Raw genomic sequence first — 23,163 nt, 5'->3', positions numbered from 1 at the left:
CGTTCTGCATCATGACTAGGGAGAGTTGAGAAATGGGATGGAAGGGAACTGTGCGTTCGCTGCAGGCGTCAGCAAGACGATCAGAGCGCAATGCTCACCGGCGTCAGCGTGAACTGGAGCGTCAAAGCAAAGAGTACGCTCGCATGGAGGCACTTGAACAAGCTGCATACGAAGTGGATGTCTACGAAAACCATCTTGATGTGCTTCTATCCATGCACAAGGAATGTGGGGACGGTGTCAATTGGAGGCAGTTGATCTCCAAGGCTGAGCCCAATGCTCCACAGAAAAGCGACTTGCTTGAACAGTCCGCAACTCACGCACTTTCAAGTTACCGACCTAATTTCTGGAGTCGAATGTTCAAGCTGGAGGTCCGCCAGCGGGCAGCGCTCTCATTGAACCTTGAGGACGCCCGGCGCCAAGATTTGGCCCGCTATCAGGCAGAGGTGAAAGAGTGGGAGGCGAATCATACTGACTGGAAAGAGGAGCGAGACCTGGCTCAACGGATTCTGGACGGTGATCGTCGGGCCAAGCTCGATGCTATCGAAGCGTTTGAGCCTTTCGCGGAAATCGCTCATCTGGGATCGGCCATTCAAATGATCGTGCATGAAAGTGGCATCATCGAAACACGGCTTTCGATTCATGGCTCACATGTCATTCCGAGTGAGATCAAGTCCCTGCTCAAAAGCGGCAAGCTTTCGACTAAAGCAATGCCGGTAGGGCGTTTTAATGATCTTCATCAGGACTATGTTTGCAGCTGTGCATTGCGCGTGGGGCGAGAATTGCTCGCCCTTCTGCCGGATGACATCGTAATCGTCACTGCCATCGATAAAGTGCTCAACAGTTCAACAGGGCACCTGGAAGAGCTGCCGATCCTCAGCGTGGCGTTCTCACGTTCGACTGTGGATTCTCTCAACCTCGACGCTATCGACCCGTCTGATGCAATGAAAAATTTCGTTCATAACATGAGCTTCAAGAAGACCGCAGGCTTCCAACCGGTTAACGCAGTTGATGCGGCGCGGTTTGCTTTTAATGCCTGAGTCGTCGGGCCACCAGTCAGCATGAAAAATTTGTTCGGGACGAAACGCCAATGATTTATCAGTGCAACGCCTGCAACAGGACCACGTTCGAAACTGCCTGTCCGTGGTGTACGGGTTCTGAACTCTCGCCATCATCCGAGTTGAGTGCGCGTCATTTAACGCCTCTCGATCCCTCTTTCTACCCGGACTTTCAATACCGATCAAAAGGTCTTTTGAAGGATTTTCTGGGCAAGAAAAAGGAGCAGGCACAGCTCAATGACCTGTTGAACAACGTGCTTCGTAAATACTCGGAACTAAAGCAGCCTTATTTCACCAACTTCATTCACACCACGCGTGAGGGGGCGAGCGGTCGCGATGATGCTGGCGTGCCAGGACCTAGGATGGACGGCGCTTATACGGAGCGGGAGTTGTTCCGTGAAGTGTTGATTCGCAAAGGCTTCGATGAACTGGAAGAGCTACCATCGCTTCTGGATAAACTGCTGCTGACGACGGCGTTCAACTCGGCTTATTCAGGTTTTTCCAGAGAGCTTACCCGTCATATCAAAGCCACTCTCTCCGATACCTTGAGGTCATGGATTGAAGAGGCAGGCACCACATTTCGAGCGGATCTGGCGCTGTTTTACTACTACCTGTGGGAGAACGAAGTCGATTATTCGGGTATCCAGTTCAATCCGTTGGCGACGTCCACGGCCGGTACACCATTGTTGCCGATGCAGGCGTTTCGACAAGGGCTTAGCCTGTGCGAAACGATTTACTTCGATATTTTGGTTGAGCGACTGGCAAGTCAGCTTGAGCATTTCAACCCCAATCGCTTCATTACGATGTATCTCGTCGACGGCATGGATGGTTTCCAGTTTGAAGCATTCCTGGTCGAGATCTTCCAGACCATTGGCTATGACGTTAAGGAAACCAAAAAAACAGCAGATCAAGGCGCTGATTTATTTGTGAGTCGCTTCGGCAAAAACATGGTCATTCAAGCGAAAAACTATACCGGTTCAGTGGGTAACTCTGCCGTTCAGCAGGCGATTTCGGCCAAGGCATTCTATGGCTGTGACGAGGCAATGGTTGTTACCAACTCGTACTTCACCCGATTCGCAAAGGAATTGGCCGGCACGGCGGCGGTGCGTCTGATTGATCGTGAGGGGCTTCAACGGTATTTGGATGACTACAACCAGAAGCTGATTGAGATGTTTCAAGCTGAAGAGGCCGAATATTAATAATCCATAGCCTCCGATCTCCACCTCATTTGACGGACCAAGTGAGGTGAGGGACTGGCAAAATCGTGCTCTCGATCTTCATCAAAACTTTCTACTGCGTAGCCACGTGCTTATAGCTTCGACAAGTCCCGTCTTGCACTCCACCGGCAACCAATGCCCGCCGGCCAGGCTCGTCACGGTGAGATCTGCACAGGCTGCGCGCATGGGATCGCCCAACTGATTGCCATTGATGGTATTCATCGGGTCGTAATCGCCGTTCACAAACAGTACGGGCAAGGACAAGCGGCCGCCATTGGGCGCTCGCTGGGCATAATCGATGTTGGCGTCGTCGTTTAAATACCACGCGCAGGGCGCGCGGAAACCCTGCTCTTCGAAACTGCGCAGCAGTACAGCGAAGTCCGCCTGCGGCCACAGTGCGAGGTCTGGATCGGTGGGTGGGGCTTTGTGCGCTTGGCCAAATCGCCCGCCTTTGCGTGTTACTTCGGCATTTGATGCAACCTTGGTGATGCTTGCAGGGTCACCTCGCCGATAGATCGACGCCAGTGAGGCGGCTTTATCCGCATCAAGATCCGCCACGGCAGACGCAAAGTGCGTGTTGTAGTAGCGGTAGTAGTCCCACTGGCCGTCCGGATACTGGTCTGCCGGATAGATCCTTCGGTCAATCAGCGGGACGAGCGTCGCCAGCGCGTTCGTGGTGGGGAAGTACGGCACCGAAATCAGCACGACGCCGCGGCTGCGCTGGGGTTCATGGGCGGCCAATTCACCCGCCACAACGCTGCCCCAATCGTGGCCCACCCAGATGGCGGGCGCTCCACCGAGGTGGTCATGAAGTTCGGCCATATCGGCCACGATATTTTCAATCGTGTAGGCACTGATGGCTGCTGGCGCAGAAGAGGCACCATAACCGCGCATGTCGGGTGCCACGCAGTGCCAGCCTTTGGCGGCGAACGCCTCTAGCTGCGCGCGCCAGATCAGACTGAGCTCCGGCCAGCCGTGCAGGAACATCATCAATGGCCCGTCGACAGGTCCCGACTCTACATAGTGCGTCGTATGACGGGGTGTGCTGCAGACACGGGAGGTCAGCTTGGATGGGGACACAGTATCGCCTCATGCTATGCGGCCTGATAAACGCGAAGCGCCAACACTCTACTGAGCGTTACGCGTTGTTGTTTGTTCCCCATTTAAGCCTTGTGACAGGATTAACTGACGCTTTTCAAACAACCGATCAGTGTCTGGATAAACGACTCAATCGACGCCGGCAAAACCCGCTTGGGCATGGTCAGGATTTGCACAGAGCGGTCGGCAAATTGCGGGTTCGTCAGCGGAACCGAGATCAAGTCGTCGGTTTCATCGGCGCGAAGACTGATCGCGCCGCCGAAGGCGATGGCGTCCGAGTGGCGGACAAACTCATGAATAGCGCCCGAGTAGTTGCAGGTGACCACATGCTGGAACGTCAGCCCCTCCCGTTGGCAGACAAGATCGAACAATTGCCGTTGTGTAGTGCCTTTGGGGGTGAGCGCCAAGGGGAAGGGCGTCAGCGTTTGCAGGGCGAGTTGTGTGTGCCTGGCCAGCGGGTGATCAACCCGCATCACCGCGCGAATGGCTGAAGTGCCGGAGTATTGAATGTCCACCCCCTCAATCGGCGCGGTGCTGAAGGTCAGGCCGACGTCCGCGTCGCCGCGTATGACCTTCTCCACACATTCATGCGGCGTCATGACCTCGAGTACATAGTGGAAGGCGGGGTGCTGGCGGTAATGCTCGATCAAGGCGTGTGGCAGGAAGTACCGCGACAGCCCTTCCGTGGATACCAGGCGCAGGGTCTTGGCGCCGGGGTAATCGCCTGCACGTAACTCCGACAACAGGTTCTGCTCTTCCAGTGAAGCGCGCCGGGCGTGCCCGGCCAATGCCAGGCCTGCCGCCGTGGGTTGCATGCCCCTTGGCTTGCGCTCAAACAGCGGCACGCCGATGGTGTCCTCCAGAATCGTGATTTGGCGGCTGACGGCGCTGGGTGCGATGTGCAGGCGCTCACCTGCACCCGCCAGGGAGCCGGCGTCAAAGACCGCGAGAAAATAACGATAATCCATGCTTTGTATCCCTGGCTTAGGCTTCTATTAATTAGAAGCCAAACCTCAAAAAACGGCAATATACAGATTGATTGTTCGACTTCTATATTGGCTGCATTCTTCAGCCGTAGTGAAATCGTCATGTCCAAGCAAAACGCGCTCGCCGGTGTTCGCCGGCACTTGTCCGAGGGGCACTTCGAAGCCGATCTACGTCGACGTGTGGCCATGCGCAGCGAAAGCCAGGACCCCGGTAAGAGGGCGGAATTGACGCGGTACCTGCACGAAGAAATCGAGCCTGCACTCCTGCGCATGGGCTTTGAATGCCAGGCCATCGACAACCCAAGCGGGGCCGGGCCATTGTTGTTCGCATCGCGCCACGAGGACGCACAGCTGCCGACGGTGCTGACTTACGGGCATGGGGATGTGGTGCTCGGTTATGACGAGCAATGGCGTGAAGGCCTTTGCCCGTGGGCGCTGACCCTCGAAGGTGACCGCTGGTACGGCCGTGGCACGGCGGATAACAAGGGCCAGCACAGCATCAACCTGGCCGCACTCGAACAGGTGATCAAGGCGCGGCAGGGGCGGTTGGGCTTCAATGTCAAAGTCCTCTTTGAGACGGGCGAGGAATGCGGTTCGCCCGGCCTGCGCGAGGTCTGCACGACCCATCGAGCGCTGCTGCAGGCCGATGTGTTCATCGCATCGGATGGCCCGCGCCTGAACGACCGTCGCCCGACCATCTTCCTTGGCTCCCGTGGCTCGGCGCTGTTTTCGCTTGAGGTTAAAGCCCGTGACAAGGGCTTGCATTCGGGCAACTGGGGCGGGGTGATGGCCAACCCCGCCGTGGTCTTGAGCAACGCCCTGGCCAGCCTGGTCGATCAACACGGGCGGATACGCTGCCGCACGCTGGTGCCTTCATCCATTCCCGACTCGGTGCGTGCCGCCATCGCCGACTTGAACATCGACGAACACTCCCTGGGCCGTACCCTGGACGCCAGTTGGGGCGAACCGGGGTTGACCCTGGGAGAACGGCTTTTCGGCTGGAACACGCTGGAAATCCTGGCGTTTACCGCAGGCAACCCCAGCAAGCCAGTCAATGCTATCCCGCCGTCGGCGATTGCACATTGCCAACTTCGATTTGTCGTCGGCACCGACTGGCAGCAACTGGAGACCCTGTTGCGTCAGCACCTGGATGCCGCAGGGTTCGAGCAGGTGAGGGTGGTCATCGATCGTTGCACACCGGCCACGCGGTTGGACCCGGATAACCGTTGGGTACGTTTCGCCAAAGCCTCAATGGCGCAGGCTTCGCCGCGCCAGCTCGCGGTGCTGCCCAACCTTGCCGGTACGCTGCCCAACGACATCTTTTCCGATGTGCTGGGGTTGCCGACGTTATGGATTCCACACTCTTACCCAGGCTGCTCACAGCATGCGCCGGACGAGCATATGTTAGGTGAGGTGATCCTCGAGGGCCTGGAAATCATGACCTCGATCTTCTGGGACCTGGGCCAGCTACAACAGCCCGCAGAATAATAATAGCCAGGGTCTTGAAAGGCCCTTTTTCACTGCCGCTCATACTCTTACAAAACCAGGAGCGTCTGGAATGTCAGCCTTAACCAGCACCGCAGCACCTTCGGTCGTCGCCGGCAAATCCATTTGGAAACCGCTGGGTGCCGCCCTGATCGGCAACACGTTGGAATGGTTCGACCTGTCGGTCTACGCCTACTTTGCCTTGACCATCAGCAAAGTATTTTTCCCCACCGACGATCCCGCCGTTTCGCTGTTCCTTGCGTTCGCGACCTTTGGTATTTCGTTTCTTATCCGGCCTCTTGGCGCGGCGATACTGGGCTCGTATGCCGACCGGCGAGGGCGCAAGAACGCTTTGAGCTTGTCCATGGCAATCATGCTCGTCGGCACCGCAATGATTGCCATCATGCCCAGCTACGCGACCATAGGCATCGTTGCACCCATTGGCATTTTGGCTGCGCGTTTATTGCAGGGCTTCTCGGCTGGCGGTGAATTCGGCAGTTCGACCGCCTTCATGATGGAACACGCGCCGAAAAAGATCCGCAACTTTGTCGCCAGCTTGCAGTTCGCCAGCCAGGGTTTCGGCGTGGTGCTGGCCTCGATGTTCGGCTATTTCCTGACTGTCAACCTGAGCGACCAGCAAATGTTCGATTGGGGCTGGCGCGTGCCATTCTTTTTCGGTCTGGTGCTGTTGCCGGTCGGGCTCTACATTCGCCGTACGGTGGATGAATCGCCCGACTTCAAGGAGAGCCAGCCAGGCACGCAGCCGCTGCGCGAAGTGCTGTTCTCGCAAAAGACCTTGTTGATCGTGGCCATGGGCGTGTTGATCGTTTCGACGGCGTCGAACTTCATGATCAAGTACATGCCGTCGTATGCCACCACCACCCTGAATATCCCGCAGTCCACCGGCTTTCTGGCGACGCTGTCGGGCGGCCTGATCCTGACGCTGGTCACGCCGATCGTGGGGTTTATCACCGGGTATGTCAGCCGGATCAAGATCATGCTGTGGGCGTCCAGTGTGTACATCCTGGCGATTTTCCCGGCTTTCTTCTGGCTGAATAAAACCCCCAGCACCTCATCGCTGCTGCTGGTGGTGTCGATGATGGCGCTGATCAAGGCGGTGTATTTCGCCCCGCTTGCCTCGTTGATGGCGGACGTATTCCCGGTGCATACCCGCGTGACCGGTATGTCGCTGAGCTACAACCTTTCGGTAACGATATTCGGTGGTTTTGCGCCAGTGATTGCGACCGGGCTGATCGCCCTCAGCGGTTCACCCCTGGCCCCCAGCTTCTATTTGATCGGCGCGTGCGCGTTGAGCATCGCAGCGCTGTTGCTGGCAAAGCGTAAGCTGAAGTTGAATTAATCGCGGCTTTGTTTATGCGAACGGCGTTGAAAACCCGGCAAACGCTGGAACGTTAATTTGAAATGTTTAACGTGGTTTAATGTTTAGGCCGACACGCGATGGAACCGCAAGCGTCGGCCCGGCATCTGCCGTTGTCATTTACCCAAGGAGCTACACCATGCAAGGACGTATGAAGTTAAAGCCGCTGGCCTATCTGTTGATCCCGCTCTTGGCGGCCTGTACCACAACCGACAGAACCCGCGAACCCGCTGTCTATACTCAGCCCCAGACGCAGCAGGCACTGCCGTTCGATAACTGCTCGGTGGGTTGCCCAACCGGCGGCAGCCCGCTGACGCTGAACCGCCAGGCGTACACCCTGAACAACAATGGCTCGACCAAGTTTGCCAACTGGGTGTCGTACAAAATCACCAAGGACACACCCGCCAGCGGTCGCCCACGCGACTGGCAGACCGACCCGGACATTCCTGCTGGCGAAACCCTTGACCCGGTGGATTACAACGGCGCGAATGTCGCGCTCAAAGTCGACCGCGGCCACCAGGCCAACCTCGCGTCGATGGCCGGCGTTCCTGACTGGCACACCCTCAATTATCTGTCGAACATCACCCCGCAGAAGTCCGATCTCAACCAGGGGCCTTGGGCGCACCTGGAAGACCAGGAACGCAACCTGAGCAAACAGGCAGGTATCGATCAGGTGTACGTCACCACCGGGCCGCTGTATGAGCGTTTTGTCGGCACGCTTCCGGGGACGAACAAGGTGCACACCATTCCCAGTGGCTACTGGAAAATCATCTTTGTCGGCAGCTCACCTGAAAACGGTGTGTACGCCTCGTTTGTGATGAATCAGGAAACGCCCAAGGGGGCGAATTTCTGTGACTATCAGGTGACGGTGAAGCAGATCGAAGAACGGTCGGGGCTGACGTTCTGGAGCAACTTGCCGCAATCGGTTCAGGTCGCGCTGAAGGCCAAGCAGGGCCAGTTGCCGAGCCGCATCGGCTGCAAGTAGCGGTAGACAAATAGGCTTCAGCCGTCGATCCGCTTGGACGGCTGAAGCCTATCGACGCCTGGACGGGGAGTCGCAAGGGCGTACAACTGTCGCTAGAAGCCCTTTCTAATCAATGTTTTTCCAAGGTTTCGGAACACTTCCTGATATTGTCTTTTCCAATTACGTTCCCAGAAGTCAGCAGTGGCACCTGAACTTATATCGCTCGGGTTTATTTCTTCAGGTTGTTGTTGGCAGATCATGGGGAAGGCGCAATAGGCTTTAAAGTATTTGGAGTAAAGACTGTCTATGGCCAGGTCGGCGTACTTGAATGTCAGCAGTTTCTTGCACCCCGAGCTGGACAGTATATAAGCGTGAGTGCCTTTTGCCCGGCATCGGGTAATATTCAAGTTCCACGTGAGCCACATAGTGCCCAGCGTGACACCCAGGTAAAACAGTTCAGGCTGCCGGGAGGACAAAAAATGGTTGATGCGTTGCACCGTCGAGTGTTTAACCCCTACCAGCGTGGCGTCATCTTCCAGGATCAGAACGTTTTTGTACCCGCGCTCAAGCGCCAACGCCGCACACGCCTGATGAGAAGTAAAGCATCCGCGTTCAGGGTTGATATCTCGTTTTGCACTATAAAACTCGATATTCAAATTGCAGTCTGCGAATTCTCTTAGAATTAAGTTGCGACGGTCTTCGCGCTCTTCAAGACTGATGCACAGTACACCGTCCACGTGTAATGTTCCGAGAGATGACATAGTAGCAATCACTGCCTTTTAAACTTATAAGGTGGGTCAGCGATCAATGCTATGTTTTGAACCGGTCATCGTATGTAGGGAAGTTCGCAAGAACTTTCGATAACTTTTGTGGGTGTTTTCCTGTGCCTCTACGGTGACCCGGTGTTGTCTTCGGGTTATTGCCGGCCGCTTTCCCGAGCCTGCCTGAGCAAGTCCCGTGCTGCATCCGCACGCAATAGCAGGGTCATTTGCCGCTCGTCGATGATGATTTCCGCCACGATCAATCCGCAAATCAGCGGCGCGGTCACCAGCCAATGGCAGTAGCACTGGGTGACGACCGACACACAGACCCCCACCACCCACAACGCCAGCACCCACTTGGGCGCGCGTTGCTGCAGCGGCACCCAGAAGCGCTGCAGTTTCTTCAGTCGCACGGTATGCAGCCTCAACGCGTCTTCAAGGCTGGCCAAGTAGGCGTTGGCGAAGGAGGGTGGTGCGGTTGACATAGGTCCGGCCCACGTAGGTTGCTAAACGATTCGGGCGCGCTTGGGCAGCGTGCTTCCCAGCCAGGTCAGGTTGATGTGTTCAACTTCTACCCAGTGCTCGCCGGCAGGCTGTTCAGCACAGCTCTTGAACGCCCTGCACACACCCTGGGTATCCAGCGAAGCAAAGTGTCGATAACGGGGGGCTCGCTTGAACCACCGAGGAAAAATGCGCATCGCGGTTCCTGGTTAAATCACACAGGCCAACTGAGTTCGAACAGCGTTCCGCCGTTGTCCATTCGGCGGCAGGTCACGGCCCCGCCATGGGCGAGGGCAATCGCGCGCACCACCGCCAGGCCCAGGCCGCTGCCACCCTGGGCGCGGGAGCGGGAGTTTTCACCGCGCTGGAACGCCTCGAACATATGCTTGGCGAAACCCTCGTCGATACCGGGGCCGTCATCGCGCACGCGCAGGTAGTTGATGGCATCGCGGGTGCTCAGGTGCACGACAACGCTCCCCGGTGTCGCATGCCTGCGGATATTGTCCAGCAGCGCCAACAACGCCTGGCGGATCCTGGCCGGGTCGCAGCGCATCGTGCGGCGTTGCAGGTCCAGCTGCAGCACGAAGCCGGCGTCCATCAGGCTCGGTTCGAAGAGCCGCACAGCGTCTTCAATGCTGGCGGCCAAGTCGGCTTCCTGCAGATTGAGCTCCAGGTAGCCGCTGTCAGCCAGGCCGACCACGCGCAAATCCTCGATTACCCGCGTCAAGCCCTCTACCTGGCCCAACAGGCTGTAGAACTGGGCGGTGTCCGGCTCGAATACACCTTCGGCGAGCCCTTGCAGACGCCCGCGCAGGATGGTCAGGGGCGTGCGCAGTTCATGGGCGATCGCCGCATTCCAGAACGCCTGTTCTTGCGCCATGCGCTGCAATCGTTTGGCCATGCTGTTGAAGTCGTCGACCAGGATGGCCGCTTCACCGATGGACTGGTCACCGGCCACGGCCTGCACATCCAGGTCGCCGTCGGCCAGTTTGCGTAGGTTTTCGGCCACCGAGTTCAGCGGCATGAGGATCCGCCGCGACAGCTTCATCGCGACGATGGAGCCCACCGCCAGGCTCACGCAGGTGGTCAGGCCCATCCACATCCACTCGATGTTTGCCGGCAACCATTCATTCACTTCTTCGTCGGTGAGCGGCCAGTACGTCCACAACAATGCATAGAAAATATACGAGCCGATCACCGCCAGTGCGATCACGCACAACACCACGGCAGACATGGACAGGATGATCTGGCGGCTCAAGCCGTTGAGCATTTTCACGAGGCACTCCCAAACCGGTAGCCGACGCCGCGAATGCTGGTCGGCACACCCTGCAACCCCAACTCTTCGATCTTGCGGCGCAATTTGCTGATATGGCTGTCGACCGTGCGTTCCAGGCTGTCGCTTTCCGGGCAACATTGGGCCAGCAGTTCGCCACGGGTAAACACGCGTTTGGGCGCCTTGGCCAACTGGGCGAGCAACCTGAACTCGGTGACGGTCAAGGCTAGCGGGACTTTTTCGCCGGCAATCATCACCGTGACTTCGTAGCTTTCCAGGTCGATATCAAACGCATCCACGCGCAGCACCGTGGGGCTGGTGCGGTAGCTGTAATCAAGGGAGCGGCGCAGCACCGCCTGGGTGCGGGCCACCACTTCGGCCGGGTTGAACGGTTTGACGATGTAGTCATCGGCGCCGATGCGCAGGCCCATCAACTTGTCCATGTCCTGGTCCTGCGCGGTCAGCATGATCACCGGCGTGTTGCCGCGATGGCGCACTTCGGCCAACACCTGCCAGCCATCCACGTGCGGCATCAGCACATCCAACAGCAGCAGGTCCGGCTTGAGCGCCAGGTGCATGTCCAGGGCGCGTCGGCCGTCGATGGCATGGGCAGTGCGAAAACCGCTGCGCTTGAGGTAGGCAATCAGAATATCGGCGATCTCTGGCTCGTCTTCCGCAATCAGCACGAGCGCCTGGGTGTCGCGGGCGCTCTCGGGGCGGGGCGTCGATGCAATGGGGACGTCATTCATAGTGGGCTAGGTCCAAGTGCCTTGGGCGTTGGTGATTGTGCGCAAGGACGATGCGCTTTTGTGGGAGGTTTTGTGGAGAAACGATGGAGGCGGGCGAAAATATTGGCGCGGCGCGATCATTTCAGCCAGAGCAGGCGTGGATTGACGGAAAATACATAAAAGTCCAATATGGAATTATAAGTACAAAAAATCTTTGCCGTTCCCTTTCTTCACTTCTTGCCAAACCAACAACAACTTGCGAGACAACGATCATGAAGAAACACACGCTCATTTCCGCTCTGGCCCTGAGCCTGATTGCGTCCAGCCACGTGCTGGCGGCCGACCAACCCTTGCGCATCGGCATCGAGGCGGCTTACCCGCCGTTCGCCTCCAAGACGCGGGACGGCAAGATCGAAGGGTTCGACTACGACATCGGCAACGCCTTGTGCGCGCAGATGAAGGCCAAGTGCGTGTGGGTAGAAGGTGAGTTCGACGGCCTGATTCCTTCCCTCAAGGTCAAGAAAATCGACATGGCCTTATCGTCCATGACCATCAACGAAGACCGCAAGAAGTCAGTGGACTTCACCCACAAGTATTACTTCACCTCGTCGCGCCTGGTGATGAAGGACGGCGCCGTGGTGGATGACCAATACGCCAGCCTCAAAGGCAAGACCGTCGGTGTGCAGCGGGCCACCACCACCGATCGCTATGCCACCGAGGTGTTCGAGCCCAAGGGCATCACCGTCAAGCGCTACAGCAATAACGAAGAAATCTACATGGATTTGGCGTCAGGCCGCCTGGACGCGATCTTTGCCGACACCATCCCGCTGAGCGACTTCCTGTCGATGCCTCGCGGCAAGGGCTACGCCTTTGTCGGCCCGGAGCTCAAAGACCCGAAATACGTGGGCGAGGGCGCCGGGATCGCGGTGCGCAAAGGCAATACCGAGTTGGTCGGCAAATTGAATGCGGCCATCGACGGCATCCGGGCGAGTGGTGAGTACCAGAAGATTTCACAGCAGTACTTCAAGTCCGACATTTACGGCGACTGAGTGTGGAGCTCGACTGAGTCAATGTGGGAGCTGGCTTGCCTGCGATAGCTATCTGTCAGTCAACCATTCATTGCCTGAAACACCGCTATCGCAGGCAAGCCAGCTCCCACAGTTGATCGATGGTGTTTCGAAGATTATCCGCTCAGCCCTTCAATTCCTTCAGGTGCTTGTACACCGTCGCCCGCCCCATCCCCAGCACATTCGCCACATAGTTCGAGGCGCTCTTGCCCTTGAACGCGCCTTCGGCATGCAGCGCCAGCACCAGCTCGCGCTTGTGGTCACGGGTCAGCAGGTTCAGGCTCAACTGGCGCTCGCGCATCCACGCATGCAAAAAGGTGTTGATGCGCTCCTGCCAGTCATCGCGAAACAGCGAATCCGGTTGCGGGATCAGCTTGCTGGGCGACAGAAACAGGTCGAGCGCCGCCTTGGCATTTTCGAACAGCGAGATATTCAGGTTGATGCACAGCACCGCCAGCCGGCGACCTGTGTGGTCGTGGAGCACGGTGCTCAGGCTGCGAATTTTCTGGCCGTCCCAATTGAGCTTTTCGTACGGGCCGATATTCACTTCGCTGACGTCATCACTGACCATGTCCTCAAGTGCCGAGTCGTCACCGATAGCGCGTTTGGACAGGTTGTTGGCAATGTAATCGACTTTTTGTGTGCGCAAGTCATGCAGCACCACTTCGGCGTGGGGGAAGAACAGCGTGGCGATTGCATCGGCAATCGCACGGAAATTCTGCATGACTTTGTCGTGTTCGGCGGTGTTCATCAATGCGGCTCCAGGCGGACGGGCGAGAGCATACCAGCGTCCAGGCCGAACCGCGTGAGTTGCTCCGGCAGCGGCGCGCCGCGCACCAGGGCGGCACTTGCCTGGCCCATGGCCGGGGAAGTTTGAATGCCATAACCGCCTTGCGCCGCGACCCAGAACAGCCCAGGCACCTGGGGATCGAAACCCGAGAGCAAATCACCATCGTCCACAAAACTGCGCAGGCCGGCCCAGGTTCGGGTCGGGCGGCGGATGGTCAAGGTGGTGGCCTCTTCGATCTGGTAAATGCCAATGGCGATGTCCAGCTCTTCCGGCTGCACATCCTGCGGTTCGACCGGGTCGGCGTTGGCTGGCGAGCCGAGGAACATGCCCGCGTCGGGTTTCATGTAGAAGGCTTCGTCCAGCGCCACCAGCATCGGCCAATGGTGGGTGTCCACGCCCTCTGGCCCGGCGAAGATAAACGCCGAGCGGCGCTTGGGTTGCAGGCCGATGGACGCCGCGCCCGCCAGCCCGCCGATATGGTCGGCCCAGGCGCCGGCGGCGTTGATGATGACGGGCGCGGTGTAGGTCGCGTCCTGGGTGCGCACCTGCCACAGGCCGTCGGCGTCACGGCTCAAACCGAGCACGTGGCTGTCGGTGCGCACTTCGCTGTGGTTGCGCCGAATGCCGCGCAAATAGCCTTGGTGCAGGGCGTCGGTGTCGATGTCGCTGGCGGTTGGGTCGAAGATCGCGCCGTGGACTTTTTCGCGACGCAGGATCGGTAACTTCGCGCACGCCTCGTCGACGCTCAGCCGCTCGACTTGCGGCACGGTGGCCTTGGCACTCAGGTATTGGTTGTGCAGTTCCGCCGGGTCGCCGCTGAAGTCCACGGTCATTTCGCCGCGTGGCGTCAGCAGCGGATGTTCACAGAATCCCACCGGCGGGTTGTCGAAAAACTCACGGCTGGCCAAGGTCAACGCGCGCACTTGCGGGGTGCCATAAGCCGCCGTGTACAGCGCCGCCGAGCGCCCGGTGGAGTGATAGGCCGGGTGGTTTTCGCGCTCCAGCACCAACACTTTGCCATGCTGCGACAACCAGAAACCCGTGGAGGCGCCGGCAATCCCGCCGCCGATGATGATGAAGTCTGCGTGGCTCATGAACGTCTCCTGAAAAAGTGCTTAGCGCTGGATGTGATAGAGGGCATTGGCCAGTGCAATGTCTTCCAGGCCCAAGCCGATGGAGCGGAAAAACACGTGGCGGTCATAGCCCGGGCGCTGAACCATGTCGCTGAGCAGTTCGGGTAGGTCGCCGACCACCGCGCGCTTGTCCCAGCCATGCTGCTGCGCGGCGATCAGCATTTCACCGGCTGAGTCCGGGGTGGTCTGGCGATAGTCGCAGAATACCTGCATGTGCTTGAGGCTTGCGGGCGGCACTTCATGGGCGCGCGGCGCGTTGGTGCTGATGGACGTGATCAGCGCGGGTTGGCTCAAGCGCATCGGGTCGATCACCGGGCTTGCCGACGAGGTGCAGAGCAGGATGACATCTGCATCTTGCACCGCAGCATCGCAGGTCTCGGCCAGGCTCAGGCGTGGGTCCAGGCCGTTGAGGTGGGCGAGGGTGTCCGCGCTGGCGCGGCCAAGGCTTGGCGAGTAGAGGCGGATGCTTTGCCAGTCGCGCAGGTTCTGCACATAGCGCAGGTGCGCCTGCGCGACCTTGCCGCTGCCGATAATCGTCAGGCGCCGCGCTGCTGGCGGTGCCAGCGCATCCACGGCCAACGCCGTCGTGGCGGCCGTGCGCGCAGTGGTCAGCTCCGCGGCATCGCAGAGCAACAACGGTTGGCCGGTGCGCATCGACATCAACAGCGTCCACGCGGTCACCAGCGGCCCTTGCTCGCGCACGATGTAAGGCGAGGTCTTGATGCCGTACACCTCATCTTCCGCCAGCACACCCAGGTAATTGATAAAGTCGCCGGCGCCTTGCGGGAACTCCACCAACTGCTGCGCCGGCTGCACCGCTTGCCCGGCCGCCAGGTCGCGGAACAGCTTGTGCAGGATGTGGGGCACATCGACCTGTGCGAGTAATTCACGGGCCTGGGCCTGGTTGATCACGTGGGGCGTGCTGGACATGGTTATCTCCGCAGATAAACTAATTTGTCCATTATGGACTTTTAGTTATCTCAGGCAACGTCCAGGCGAAAAAAATCTGTGGCGCCGTTCAGATCGTTCCCACGCTCTGCGTGGGAATGCCTACTGGGACGCTCCGCGTCCCGCCAGCCAGCATATACTTTGAAGCCTGCGCACGGGTGACGCAGAGCGTCACGGGCGGCATTCCCACGCGGAGCGTGGGAACGATCTACAGTTTCAGATCGTGGCGGGATCAGGCGAAGGAGTGTTCATGGATATTTTGAGTAAAGAGTGCATTGCCACCGTCACGCTGTTTGATGTGCGGGTATCGGAGGGCGAACTGATGGTGTTTGCCGACTGCATGAGAATTGTGATGGAGAAATTCACCGATTCCGAGATTGCCGAGATGACCGTGTGTGAGTCGAAGCAAGAGCTGTCGTTCTTTCTTTCCGAGGTGACGAATGTCGTGAGAGAGATGGAGCGGCAGGATTATTTGCCTGATCGGTTCAAATCCTAGCGGGTGTGTGAGAAGGCTATTGTTTCAGACCGTCAGATCGTTCCCACGCTCTGCGTGAGAAAGCCTCCTGGGACGCTCCGCGTCCCGCCAGCCAGCGCACGCTTCCAGTTCTGCGTACGGGTGACGCAGAGCGTCACGGGATGCATTCCCACGCGGGAGCGTGGGAACGATCTACAGTGTTCAGGCCGGCGTTTTTGCAGGGTTCAGGCACTCGATGGAGCGGTCTACGGTGGTCTTGGCCATTTCCAGCAAATGCCACACGGCCAGGATCTTCGCCCGCTCGGGGTTAGGCAGTTGCTCACTGCAGTTGAGTGTCGTGGCCGAAGCGCTGTCGAGCAAGCTTGAGGTGTAGAGCAGGGCGTCTTCGAAGCTCAGGTCTTCGATTTGAATACCTTGTGTGGGCAGGTAATGGTCGATAGCGCGGTTGAAGGCGGCGCGGTCTTTGGTGGCATTGCGGGGTGGATCGGGGACGACTTTTTTCATGGTGTAACTCCACATGGTTGGAGCTGACACCCGTCGCGACTAAACGTTGGGTGGCGGCTGTACGCAGGTTAGTCGACCGGTCACATGGAAAACCGGCGCACCCGAAGGTGCCCTACGCACAGCCACCATGAAACTTCATGGAGAACCATGCGCCACGTAAGACCCGAGCGACTAAACCCGATCACTGATAAGCAGTGACGGATCGCAGACTAGCCATCGATTCCAACAGGCACAAGGCGGCAGGGATTGTCTAGGAAACGTCCTGCAATTTAAAGAGACACGGCTTGCTGGCCCTTTACAAACCATGACCCAATGCCACTAATCAGATCGTTCCCACGCTCTGCGTGGGAGTGCCCCCTGGGACGCTCCGCGTCCCGCCAGCCAAAAATCAGAAGCGCTGAGGGGCGTCCGACAGGGTTTGTAGTTAATGATGTTCAGACATCGCGCCCGTCAGATATTCTTGTTCAGGATGACGGGCGTTGGGTTGTAAAAGGCGCAGGTGACCGCATTCATATTTTAGAACCGGACGGAGAGGTGGTGACGTCATTCCCAAATGCTAAAGCCAATACCAACGAGCGGATTCGGCGTGGATCTTGGACCCGAGCCTCCCAAGAAGAGCTGAAAAAATTCGCATCCAAATTTTCTGATTATGTGAGGTGGTGAACATGGATATTTTGAATAAAGAGTGTATTGCCACTGTCACGCTGTTTGATTTGAAAGTGGCAGAGAGTGAACTGATGGTGTTTGCTGACTGCATAAAAATTGTTATGGAGAACTATAGCGATTCGGAGATTGCCGATATGACGGTTTGCGAGTCGAAGGAGGAGCTTTCTTACTTTCTTGCAGGGGTCACTGAGGTATTGAAAGAGATGGTGAGGCAGGATTACTTACCTGATCGGTTCAAATCCTAGCGGGTGTGTGAGAGGGCTATTCGCCGTGGACTCATTGTGGGAGCTGGCTTGCCTGCGATGGCGGAGTATCAGTAACAGATAACCTGACTGACACACCGCCATCGCAGGCAAGCCAGCTCCCACATTTTTAGATCGTTCCCACGCTCCGCGTGGGAACGCCTCCTTGGACGCTCCGCGTCCCGCCAGCCAGCGCACGCTTCCAGTTCTGCGTACGGGTGACGCAGAGCGTCACGGGCGGCATTCCCACGCGGAGCGTGGGAACGATCTGCGACCCGGGCCTTAACGCATATGCAGAATAATCGGGCTACTGCTCGCCGGGTCGGTATGCCCGCGCAGGTTGTTCACCGCCGCGGCATCGACTGCACCGCCATTGTTGCCCCACGTACCCCGCACATAGCTCAGCACCTGGGCGATTTCCTCATCCGATAATTGCTCCCGAAACGCCGGCATACGGTAAGCATCCGGCACTCCCGCCGTGACGATCCGTTGCGAGCCATTAAGCGTGATGTTGATCGCCGAGGCGTTTTCCTTGGCGAGTGCCGAGGTGGCGCCCGCCAGCGGTGGCATCCACTCGGGCTGGCCCTTGCCGTCCAATCCATGGCAGGACGCGCAACGGGTCGCGTAAGTGTGCGCGCCAGGCGCATCCGCGCGCGTGTTGGCCGCCTGATACTGCCAGGGCGAACCGTCGCGCTGCGGGTCGCCGGGCAGCGACTTGAGGTAGCGGGCGATGGCATTCAAATCCTCATCGCTCATGAACTGCGTCGAGTTGTTAAACGCTTCGGTCATCGAGCCATACACCACCGCATGCTGGTTGCGCCCGGTCTTGAGGAACCGCACGATCTCGTCCTCGCTCCAGCGCCCCAGCCCGGTGTTGTGGTCCTGGCGCAGGCTCGGTGCATACCAGCCGTCGAGCAACCCGCCCGCCAGGTAGGGCGCGCCGGTTTCGTCCAGCGCCTTCTCGTTAAACGCCAGCCCGCGCGGCGTGTGGCAACTGCCGCAGTGGCCGGGGCCTTGGACGATGTAGGCGCCACGGTTCCACAGCGCGTCCTGGTTGGGTTTGGCCGCGTAGGTGGTGTTCGGCGCGAACACGCCGTTCCACAGTGCGATGGGCCAGCGCATATTCAGCGGCCAGGGAATGCTGCTGGGAAGGTTGGCTTGCTTGGCCGGTTCCACGCCCTTCATGAAAAACGCGTACAGCGCGCGCATATCGTCGTCACTGAGCTTGGCGTAAGACGGGTAGGGCATGGCCGGGTAAAGCCTGCGCCCACCCGGCGCAACGCCATGGCGCACCGCGCGGTCGAAGTCGGCCGGGGTGTAGGCGCCGATGCCGGTGTCGCGGTCGGGGGTGATGTTGGTGGCGTGAATCGCGCCCAGCGGCGTGGCCATCTCCAGGCCGCCGGCGAACGGCGCCTTGCCCGGTAAACTGTGGCAGGCCACGCAGTCGCTGACGCGGGCGACGTACTCGCCGCGACTGACCAGTGCCGGGTCGAAACCGGCGGCGGGTTGTTGCTCAAAAGGCGAGGCGGGCTCGCGGGTGACGTACCAGGCCAGCACACCGGCTGCCACCGCGCCGGCCAGCACCAGCCAGCCTGCGGTTCTTGCGAATCGACGGTTGTTCATGGGCGTTCCTTGTCGGTCAGGCGAAGGTGTATCGGCTTAATGGGAGGCTGCGAATACGCTGGCCGGTCAGGTGCGCCACCGCATTGGCCACGGCCGGCGCCACGGCGGGCAGCGGCGGTTCGCCGATGCCACCCATTTTTTCACCACTCTCGACGATCTTGACGTGTACCTGCGCCATCCGCGACAGCGGCAGAATCGGGTACAGGTCGTAATTGCGCGCCCGTGGTTTGCCGTCCACGTACACCGCTTCCTCCAACAAGGTTTGCGACAGGCCCAAAGCCACCGCGCCATTCACCTGCGCTTCAACAATGGCCGGGTTGACGATGCTGCCCGGGTCGATGGCTTCCCAAATATGGTGCACCTTGACCTGGCCGTTCTCGATCGACACTTCGGCGACGACTGCCGCCTGTGAGCCGAACGGCGAGGCCATGGCCACGCCACGGGCGCGTCGGCTGCCGTCTTCGGCGGTGTACGGGCCACGTTTCCAGCCACCGGACAACTCGCCCACCGCCTGCAACAGCGTGGTCAGCCGTTTGTTGTCGCGCAGCAGGTGCAGGCGCAATTCGTACGGGTCGTGGCCGCCTTTGTCGGCCAGTTCGTCGAGGAATGCTTCGTAGAAGAAGTCGTTCAGCGAATTGCCCACCGAACGCCAGTAGCCGAGCATGGGCGCGCCTTTTACGTAGATCTGCGCGATGCGTTTATTGGGAATGGCGTAGGACTTGCCCGACAGCCCTTCAAGGGCCGTGGGGTCGATTTTGTCGCCCTGTTTGCCAGCAATGGCTTCGGTCGGGCCTTCGGTGGCACTCACCGCCTCAATCGCCACCGGCAAGCCTTGCGCATCCAGTGCAGCGCGGAACTTGACCACCGCGACCGGGCGCAGCACATCACGCAGGAACTCTTCTTCACGGCTCCAGATAAGCTTGACCGGGCGGCCCACCGCCTTGGCCAGCGCGATAGCCTGCGGGTACGGGTTGGCCGAGTCATACAGGAAGTGCCGGCCGAAAAAGCCGCCGAGCAGCGGCGAGTGCAGGGTGATTTTTGCGGGATCGAGGCCGGTGCGCTTGGCGATGTCGGCGCGGAACATGTCCGGCGCCTGGTTCGGCAGCCAGACGTCCAGCGAGCCGTCAGGGTTGAAGCGGGCCAGGGCCGACGGCGGCTCCAGCTGGGCGTGGTTGAGGTACTGATTATGGTAGGTGGCTTCGACCTTGGTTTTGGCGTTGGCCAGCGTGCCGGCCACGTCGCCTTCGTTCTCGTCGTCACGCGCCGGACCTTGCTGGGCGGCGAGGAAGTCGCGGTACTTGTCGCTGGAAAAATCCGCCGGCATAGCGCGTACGGTGGAATCGGCGGCGGCTTCCAGCCACTCCACCTGGATCGCTTCCACGGCGCGCTTGGCGTGCCACCAGCGTTCGGCCACCACGGCCACGGCGCCGGGCAATTGATGCACCGAGTGCACGCCTTTCATGGCCTCCACGTGTGCCTGGTTGCGCAGGCTGCCCACGGTCATGCCCAGGCGTGGCGCATGCTGGACGGCGGCGTGGAGCATGCCGTCGACTTTGAGGTCGATGCTGTATTGCGCCTTGCCGGTGGATTTGTCGTACGCATCCAGGCGTTTCACCGGTTTGCCGATCCAGCGGAACTGGCTCGGGTCGCGCAGCGTAATGGTGGCCGGGTCGGGCACCTGCATGTCGAGGGCGCGGCCGGCCAACTCGCCGTAGCCCAGCGAACGGCCGGACGCGGTGTGCACCACACGGCCGGGTTGCGTGGTCAGTTCGGCCACGGGCACACCCAATTGCTCGGCCCCTGCCTGCAGCAGCATGGCGCGCGCGAGGGCGCCAAGGCGGCGCATGACCGGGTAGCTCATGCGCACCGACATGCTGCCGCCGGTGATGCGCATGCCGTTTTCCATCACCACGTACGCATCGCCAGGCGGCGCGGCCTCGACCACGAAGGTGGCGGGGTCGGCGTCCAGTTCTTCACCGACAATCTGCGCCATGGCTGTGTGGGTGCCCTGGCCGCCTTCCATAAAGGGGCTGAGCAGGCGCACGCTGCCGTCGGGGCGAATCTCCAGAAACGCCGGCACTTGTGTGCCGCGTTCTGCCGCCGCATTCGTGGCGGCGTACACCCTTGGTGAGCCCAGCGGCAGGCCGAAACCGATCACCAGCGCGCCCACGGCGGTGCTGGCCAGAAAGTGCCGACGCGACAGGTTGACCGGCTCGCTCAGGGGCGCGTCAAAGAATCCCTTGGGTGTGTTCATCAGACGCGCTCCTTGGCCAAATCATGCACGGCGGTGCGGATCGCGTTATAGGTGCCGCAACGGCACAGGTTGATCATTGCCGCTTCGATCTGCGCATCGCTGGGCGCCGGGGTGTGCTTGAGCAGCGCGGTGGCCGCCATCACCTGCCCGGACTGGCAGTAACCGCACTGCGCCACCTGATGCTCGACCCAGGCCGCGACCACGCGCTTGCCGACGTCGTCGGCCTCAATCGCTTCAATGGTGGTGATTTCGCGCCCGACCACACCCGACACCGGCGTGACGCAGGAGCGCACCACGTTGCCGTCCACCAGCACCGAACAGGCGCCGCACTGGGCCAGCCCGCAGCCGTACTTGGTGCCGGTCATCCCCAAGTCATCGCGGATTACCCACAGCAGCGGCGTATCGGCGTCGGCGTCGACTTGATAGGCCTTTTGGTTAATGCGTAGCTCCATGACTCACCTGCTTATCATCGGTTGGTGTGGCTTTTTTATAATTGCCAGGCGATTGGTCGCCCATCGTTGAACTCTAGACCACGGCGCAAGGCCTATCGATCCGGTTATCGATAAGTCGGAGGATTAGGCAAGTATTCGACAGGATTGCACCACTGCGCAGGCGTTCCAGCCTGTAGGCCTTTGCTGAACTGAGCCTACGCGCCGCACTTTTTTTCATTCTCCTGATCTATCCCTGTCACGACCGCGCTCATTCTGCGCGTGGACAGCAGCCAGACCCGGTGCCGATGGATCGAACGTTAATAGCTTTTATCAGCCGATGGCCGCTGCTGTTTGCAGCGGTGTTTATGCTCTACGCAAGCGGTTGCAGCCAGCAGCAGAGCCGCGACATCGCCAGGCAGTTCAGCGATGGCAAACCCGATGAATTCTTCCAGACCAGCGTTGATCGCATGGCCACCTTAAGCATGCGCGACAACCTGAAAAGCCTGTACCTGCTGATGAACAAGCTCTACTTGCGTAACCCTAACCAGTGGCGGCAATCGGGTTATCCGGATGCGGTGAGTGCCGCGCGGGAAATCCGCCAGGCCATCGAGAACCGTCAACCTTTGCCGGCCTTGGGCGACCGTCGCGACCTGGTTGCACTGAGCTACTCATTGAGCCCGGAGTTTCGTGGCGACCGGGTCGGGGCGTTTATATATGCCATTGGCAGCATGATCGTGACCGCGCACGGCGGTCGTACCCAGTTCTATATAACTGACTCAATCAACCCGCAATTTGTCAGCAACGCCGCGCGCAATATCGAGAAAGCCACCTGGCTGCTCAGCCAGCGCCAGGACGCCAATGGCGTCTTGCTGCTGTTCTCCAACGAGATATCGGAGGAGGGCAGCAACCTCAGCTTTGCCGTTGAGTTCGGCAAAGTGGTCGCGCGCCTCGACCTGCTCGCCCAGATGCTCGACGAACGCTACCGGCGCGTCGCGCTCAATTACGCGCAGAGCTTGCTGTTGATGAATTTTTTGCCGGTGCAGTGAGGGGCGCCAGTGCCGCTCGGTGACTGGGTGCGGCATTTCTCTTTCCAGTGTAGGAAGTGGCCTATGTTGTATCCCTGCGCTTGAAACACCCTCCGGTCGGCAATAGCCTCGGACTTTTCCTAACGAAGAGTGCCTACCTTGGGTAAGCGAAAAACGGTTTGGCCGACTGACCGCGAAGTTCGCCTGCGATTTATTCTCTTCGCGGTGATCGATGCAGCGAGTGCCCAGGGTGCTCCCGCCGAGTTGCTTCTACCCGCACACAAAATGCTGCGTGACTCGCCGACAGAGGCGCAATTACGCGACACCCTCGCTGGCATTCTGGCCTGCGATGAAATGCACGGGTTCAGATTCTCACTAGGGTCTGAGGCAGATGATCTGATGCAAGCGCTGTTGATCAACGCGGATTAAACAGATGACCTCGGTCCGACACTGTTGTGGGATCGGTCTGGTCCGTTAATAAGGCGTGACTTGGCGCGCCTGCCTGCCTTCCCATCACAGTTCGCGTGCTGGCCCAGGCCTTCTACGCCCCCGTATTCCA

The 23,163-nt window shown here is 59.4% G+C and carries 23 protein-coding genes; 10 read left to right on the top strand and 13 right to left on the bottom strand.

What is annotated here, in order from left to right; all coding sequences use genetic code 11:
* The first annotated feature begins 50 nt into the window (after positions 1-50).
* Together L8I05_RS26550 and L8I05_RS26545 are read left to right on the top strand one after the other, a co-directional pair.
* Positions 51-1,037, top strand: a complete 987-nt coding sequence (locus tag L8I05_RS26550; RefSeq protein WP_347341238.1) for a hypothetical protein — start codon at positions 51-53, stop codon at positions 1,035-1,037.
* 50 nt (positions 1,038-1,087) lie between these two features.
* Complete coding sequence (locus L8I05_RS26545) at positions 1,088-2,254, top strand: restriction endonuclease (RefSeq protein ID WP_242174589.1); 1,167 nt, start codon at positions 1,088-1,090, stop codon at positions 2,252-2,254.
* 81 nt (positions 2,255-2,335) lie between these two features.
* Here L8I05_RS26545 and L8I05_RS26540 read toward each other — a convergent pair whose 3' ends face one another.
* Together L8I05_RS26540 and L8I05_RS26535 are read right to left on the bottom strand one after the other, a co-directional pair.
* On the bottom strand, positions 2,336-3,352 hold the full coding sequence (locus L8I05_RS26540) for an alpha/beta hydrolase (protein ID WP_242174588.1): 1,017 nt from the start codon (positions 3,350-3,352) through the stop codon (positions 2,336-2,338).
* Between the two features lie 101 nt (positions 3,353-3,453).
* Positions 3,454-4,338 carry a LysR family transcriptional regulator gene (locus tag L8I05_RS26535; protein WP_242174586.1) on the bottom strand — a complete coding sequence of 295 codons (885 nt, stop codon included), beginning with the start codon at positions 4,336-4,338 and terminating at the stop codon, positions 3,454-3,456.
* 120 nt (positions 4,339-4,458) lie between these two features.
* On the opposite strand from L8I05_RS26535, the gene L8I05_RS26530 reads away from it, so the two are divergent.
* The 3 genes from L8I05_RS26530 (at position 4,459) to L8I05_RS26520 (ending at position 8,204) form a co-directional block, all read left to right on the top strand.
* A complete protein-coding gene (locus L8I05_RS26530) occupies positions 4,459-5,844 on the top strand; it encodes a M20 family metallopeptidase (protein ID WP_242174578.1) in 1,386 nt (461 codons plus the stop codon).
* A 70-nt stretch (positions 5,845-5,914) separates the two neighbouring features.
* The gene (locus tag L8I05_RS26525) at positions 5,915-7,201 is read left to right on the top strand and encodes an MFS transporter (protein ID WP_242174569.1); all 1,287 of its coding nucleotides are present in this window, start codon (positions 5,915-5,917) and stop codon (positions 7,199-7,201) included.
* Positions 7,202-7,358: 157 nt separating this feature from the next.
* Positions 7,359-8,204, top strand: a complete 846-nt coding sequence (locus L8I05_RS26520) for a DNA/RNA non-specific endonuclease (protein ID WP_242174567.1) — start codon at positions 7,359-7,361, stop codon at positions 8,202-8,204.
* 92 nt (positions 8,205-8,296) lie between these two features.
* Here the strand turns inward: L8I05_RS26520 and L8I05_RS26515 are convergent, their stop codons facing one another.
* The 4 genes from L8I05_RS26515 to L8I05_RS26495 form a co-directional block, all read right to left on the bottom strand.
* The gene (locus tag L8I05_RS26515) at positions 8,297-8,920 is read right to left on the bottom strand and encodes a glycosyltransferase family 25 protein (protein ID WP_242174551.1); all 624 of its coding nucleotides are present in this window, start codon (positions 8,918-8,920) and stop codon (positions 8,297-8,299) included.
* Between the two features lie 179 nt (positions 8,921-9,099).
* Positions 9,100-9,429, bottom strand: coding sequence for a hypothetical protein (locus tag L8I05_RS26510; RefSeq protein WP_242174549.1), 330 nt, complete (start codon positions 9,427-9,429; stop codon positions 9,100-9,102).
* Between the two features lie 230 nt (positions 9,430-9,659).
* On the bottom strand, positions 9,660-10,721 hold the full coding sequence (locus L8I05_RS26500) for an ATP-binding protein (RefSeq protein WP_242174538.1): 1,062 nt from the start codon (positions 10,719-10,721) through the stop codon (positions 9,660-9,662).
* Complete coding sequence (locus tag L8I05_RS26495; protein ID WP_242174536.1) at positions 10,718-11,467, bottom strand: response regulator; 750 nt, start codon at positions 11,465-11,467, stop codon at positions 10,718-10,720. The genes L8I05_RS26500 and L8I05_RS26495 overlap by 4 nt, the downstream gene beginning before the upstream one ends.
* A gap of 251 nt (positions 11,468-11,718) precedes the next feature.
* Between L8I05_RS26495 and L8I05_RS26490 the strand changes: the two genes are divergently transcribed.
* Positions 11,719-12,495, top strand: coding sequence for an ABC transporter substrate-binding protein (locus tag L8I05_RS26490; protein ID WP_242174533.1), 777 nt, complete (start codon positions 11,719-11,721; stop codon positions 12,493-12,495).
* A 142-nt stretch (positions 12,496-12,637) separates the two neighbouring features.
* Here the strand turns inward: L8I05_RS26490 and L8I05_RS26485 are convergent, their stop codons facing one another.
* Genes L8I05_RS26485 through L8I05_RS26475 form a run of 3 tightly spaced genes read right to left on the bottom strand, consistent with a single transcriptional unit; the run spans position 12,638 to position 15,366 of the window.
* Positions 12,638-13,264, bottom strand: coding sequence for a PAS domain-containing protein (locus tag L8I05_RS26485; RefSeq protein ID WP_242174531.1), 627 nt, complete (start codon positions 13,262-13,264; stop codon positions 12,638-12,640).
* Positions 13,264-14,397, bottom strand: coding sequence for an FAD-binding oxidoreductase (locus L8I05_RS26480; RefSeq protein ID WP_242174528.1), 1,134 nt, complete (start codon positions 14,395-14,397; stop codon positions 13,264-13,266). The genes L8I05_RS26485 and L8I05_RS26480 overlap by 1 nt, the downstream gene beginning before the upstream one ends.
* A 21-nt stretch (positions 14,398-14,418) precedes the next feature.
* Positions 14,419-15,366 carry an ornithine cyclodeaminase family protein gene (locus tag L8I05_RS26475; RefSeq protein ID WP_242174526.1) on the bottom strand — a complete coding sequence of 316 codons (948 nt, stop codon included), beginning with the start codon at positions 15,364-15,366 and terminating at the stop codon, positions 14,419-14,421.
* A gap of 268 nt (positions 15,367-15,634) precedes the next feature.
* Between L8I05_RS26475 and L8I05_RS26470 the strand changes: the two genes are divergently transcribed.
* The gene (locus tag L8I05_RS26470) at positions 15,635-15,880 is read left to right on the top strand and encodes a hypothetical protein (RefSeq protein WP_242174523.1); all 246 of its coding nucleotides are present in this window, start codon (positions 15,635-15,637) and stop codon (positions 15,878-15,880) included.
* A 180-nt stretch (positions 15,881-16,060) separates the two neighbouring features.
* Here L8I05_RS26470 and L8I05_RS26465 read toward each other — a convergent pair whose 3' ends face one another.
* Complete coding sequence (locus tag L8I05_RS26465; protein WP_242174521.1) at positions 16,061-16,363, bottom strand: hypothetical protein; 303 nt, start codon at positions 16,361-16,363, stop codon at positions 16,061-16,063.
* A 665-nt stretch (positions 16,364-17,028) separates the two neighbouring features.
* On the opposite strand from L8I05_RS26465, the gene L8I05_RS26460 reads away from it, so the two are divergent.
* Positions 17,029-17,274 (top strand): hypothetical protein, encoded by a 246-nt coding sequence (locus L8I05_RS26460; RefSeq protein ID WP_242174511.1) that lies wholly within the window; start codon positions 17,029-17,031, stop codon positions 17,272-17,274.
* A gap of 279 nt (positions 17,275-17,553) precedes the next feature.
* Here L8I05_RS26460 and L8I05_RS26455 read toward each other — a convergent pair whose 3' ends face one another.
* The 3 genes from L8I05_RS26455 to L8I05_RS26445 are packed head-to-tail and all read right to left on the bottom strand — an operon-like array spanning position 17,554 to position 21,600.
* Complete coding sequence (locus L8I05_RS26455; RefSeq protein WP_242174509.1) at positions 17,554-18,894, bottom strand: cytochrome c; 1,341 nt, start codon at positions 18,892-18,894, stop codon at positions 17,554-17,556.
* 16 nt (positions 18,895-18,910) lie between these two features.
* Entirely contained in the window at positions 18,911-21,148 is a 2,238-nt protein-coding gene (locus L8I05_RS26450) for a xanthine dehydrogenase family protein molybdopterin-binding subunit (RefSeq protein WP_242174507.1), read from the bottom strand.
* Positions 21,148-21,600: a (2Fe-2S)-binding protein gene (locus tag L8I05_RS26445; RefSeq protein WP_159955409.1), complete on the bottom strand. Its 453-nt coding sequence runs from the start codon at positions 21,598-21,600 to the stop codon at positions 21,148-21,150. Before L8I05_RS26445 ends, L8I05_RS26450 begins: the two co-directional genes overlap by 1 nt.
* A gap of 284 nt (positions 21,601-21,884) precedes the next feature.
* Between L8I05_RS26445 and L8I05_RS26440 the strand changes: the two genes are divergently transcribed.
* The gene (locus L8I05_RS26440) at positions 21,885-22,625 is read left to right on the top strand and encodes a hypothetical protein (protein WP_197629255.1); all 741 of its coding nucleotides are present in this window, start codon (positions 21,885-21,887) and stop codon (positions 22,623-22,625) included.
* Positions 22,626-22,763: 138 nt separating this feature from the next.
* Entirely contained in the window at positions 22,764-23,033 is a 270-nt protein-coding gene (locus L8I05_RS26435) for a hypothetical protein (RefSeq protein WP_242174496.1), read from the top strand.
* Positions 23,034-23,163: the final 130 nt, after the last annotated feature.

Origin of the sequence: Pseudomonas sp. MONT-RG-20F-20-E-7-02, assembly GCF_022662395.1 — a bacterium.
In the GTDB taxonomy this organism is placed as follows: Bacteria; Pseudomonadota; Gammaproteobacteria; order Pseudomonadales; family Pseudomonadaceae; genus Aquipseudomonas.
The sequence above is the reverse complement of the archived record's forward strand: the minus strand, read 5'-3'. Positions and strand labels throughout refer to the sequence as shown.

Bases quoted from the DNA above. Each gene is read 5' to 3' on its own strand.
- L8I05_RS26455 (WP_242174509.1), bottom strand. From the start codon at position 18,894: ATGAACAACCGTCGATTCGCAAGAACCGCAGGCTGGCTGGTGCTGGCC.
- L8I05_RS26520 (WP_242174567.1), top strand. From the start codon at position 7,359: ATGCAAGGACGTATGAAGTTAAAGCCGCTGGCCTATCTGTTGATCCCG.
- L8I05_RS26480 (WP_242174528.1), bottom strand. From the start codon at position 14,397: ATGAGCCACGCAGACTTCATCATCATCGGCGGCGGGATTGCCGGCGCC.
- L8I05_RS26535 (WP_242174586.1), bottom strand. From the start codon at position 4,338: ATGGATTATCGTTATTTTCTCGCGGTCTTTGACGCCGGCTCCCTGGCG.
- L8I05_RS26490 (WP_242174533.1), top strand. From the start codon at position 11,719: ATGAAGAAACACACGCTCATTTCCGCTCTGGCCCTGAGCCTGATTGCG.
- L8I05_RS26465 (WP_242174521.1), bottom strand. From the start codon at position 16,363: ATGAAAAAAGTCGTCCCCGATCCACCCCGCAATGCCACCAAAGACCGC.
- L8I05_RS26510 (WP_242174549.1), bottom strand. From the start codon at position 9,429: ATGTCAACCGCACCACCCTCCTTCGCCAACGCCTACTTGGCCAGCCTT.
- L8I05_RS26495 (WP_242174536.1), bottom strand. From the start codon at position 11,467: ATGAATGACGTCCCCATTGCATCGACGCCCCGCCCCGAGAGCGCCCGC.
- L8I05_RS26470 (WP_242174523.1), top strand. From the start codon at position 15,635: ATGGATATTTTGAGTAAAGAGTGCATTGCCACCGTCACGCTGTTTGAT.
- L8I05_RS26545 (WP_242174589.1), top strand. From the start codon at position 1,088: ATGATTTATCAGTGCAACGCCTGCAACAGGACCACGTTCGAAACTGCC.
- L8I05_RS26440 (WP_197629255.1), top strand. From the start codon at position 21,885: ATGGATCGAACGTTAATAGCTTTTATCAGCCGATGGCCGCTGCTGTTT.
- L8I05_RS26445 (WP_159955409.1), bottom strand. From the start codon at position 21,600: ATGGAGCTACGCATTAACCAAAAGGCCTATCAAGTCGACGCCGACGCC.
- L8I05_RS26460 (WP_242174511.1), top strand. From the start codon at position 17,029: ATGGATATTTTGAATAAAGAGTGTATTGCCACTGTCACGCTGTTTGAT.
- L8I05_RS26450 (WP_242174507.1), bottom strand. From the start codon at position 21,148: ATGAACACACCCAAGGGATTCTTTGACGCGCCCCTGAGCGAGCCGGTC.
- L8I05_RS26525 (WP_242174569.1), top strand. From the start codon at position 5,915: ATGTCAGCCTTAACCAGCACCGCAGCACCTTCGGTCGTCGCCGGCAAA.
- L8I05_RS26485 (WP_242174531.1), bottom strand. From the start codon at position 13,264: ATGAACACCGCCGAACACGACAAAGTCATGCAGAATTTCCGTGCGATT.
- L8I05_RS26530 (WP_242174578.1), top strand. From the start codon at position 4,459: ATGTCCAAGCAAAACGCGCTCGCCGGTGTTCGCCGGCACTTGTCCGAG.
- L8I05_RS26475 (WP_242174526.1), bottom strand. From the start codon at position 15,366: ATGTCCAGCACGCCCCACGTGATCAACCAGGCCCAGGCCCGTGAATTA.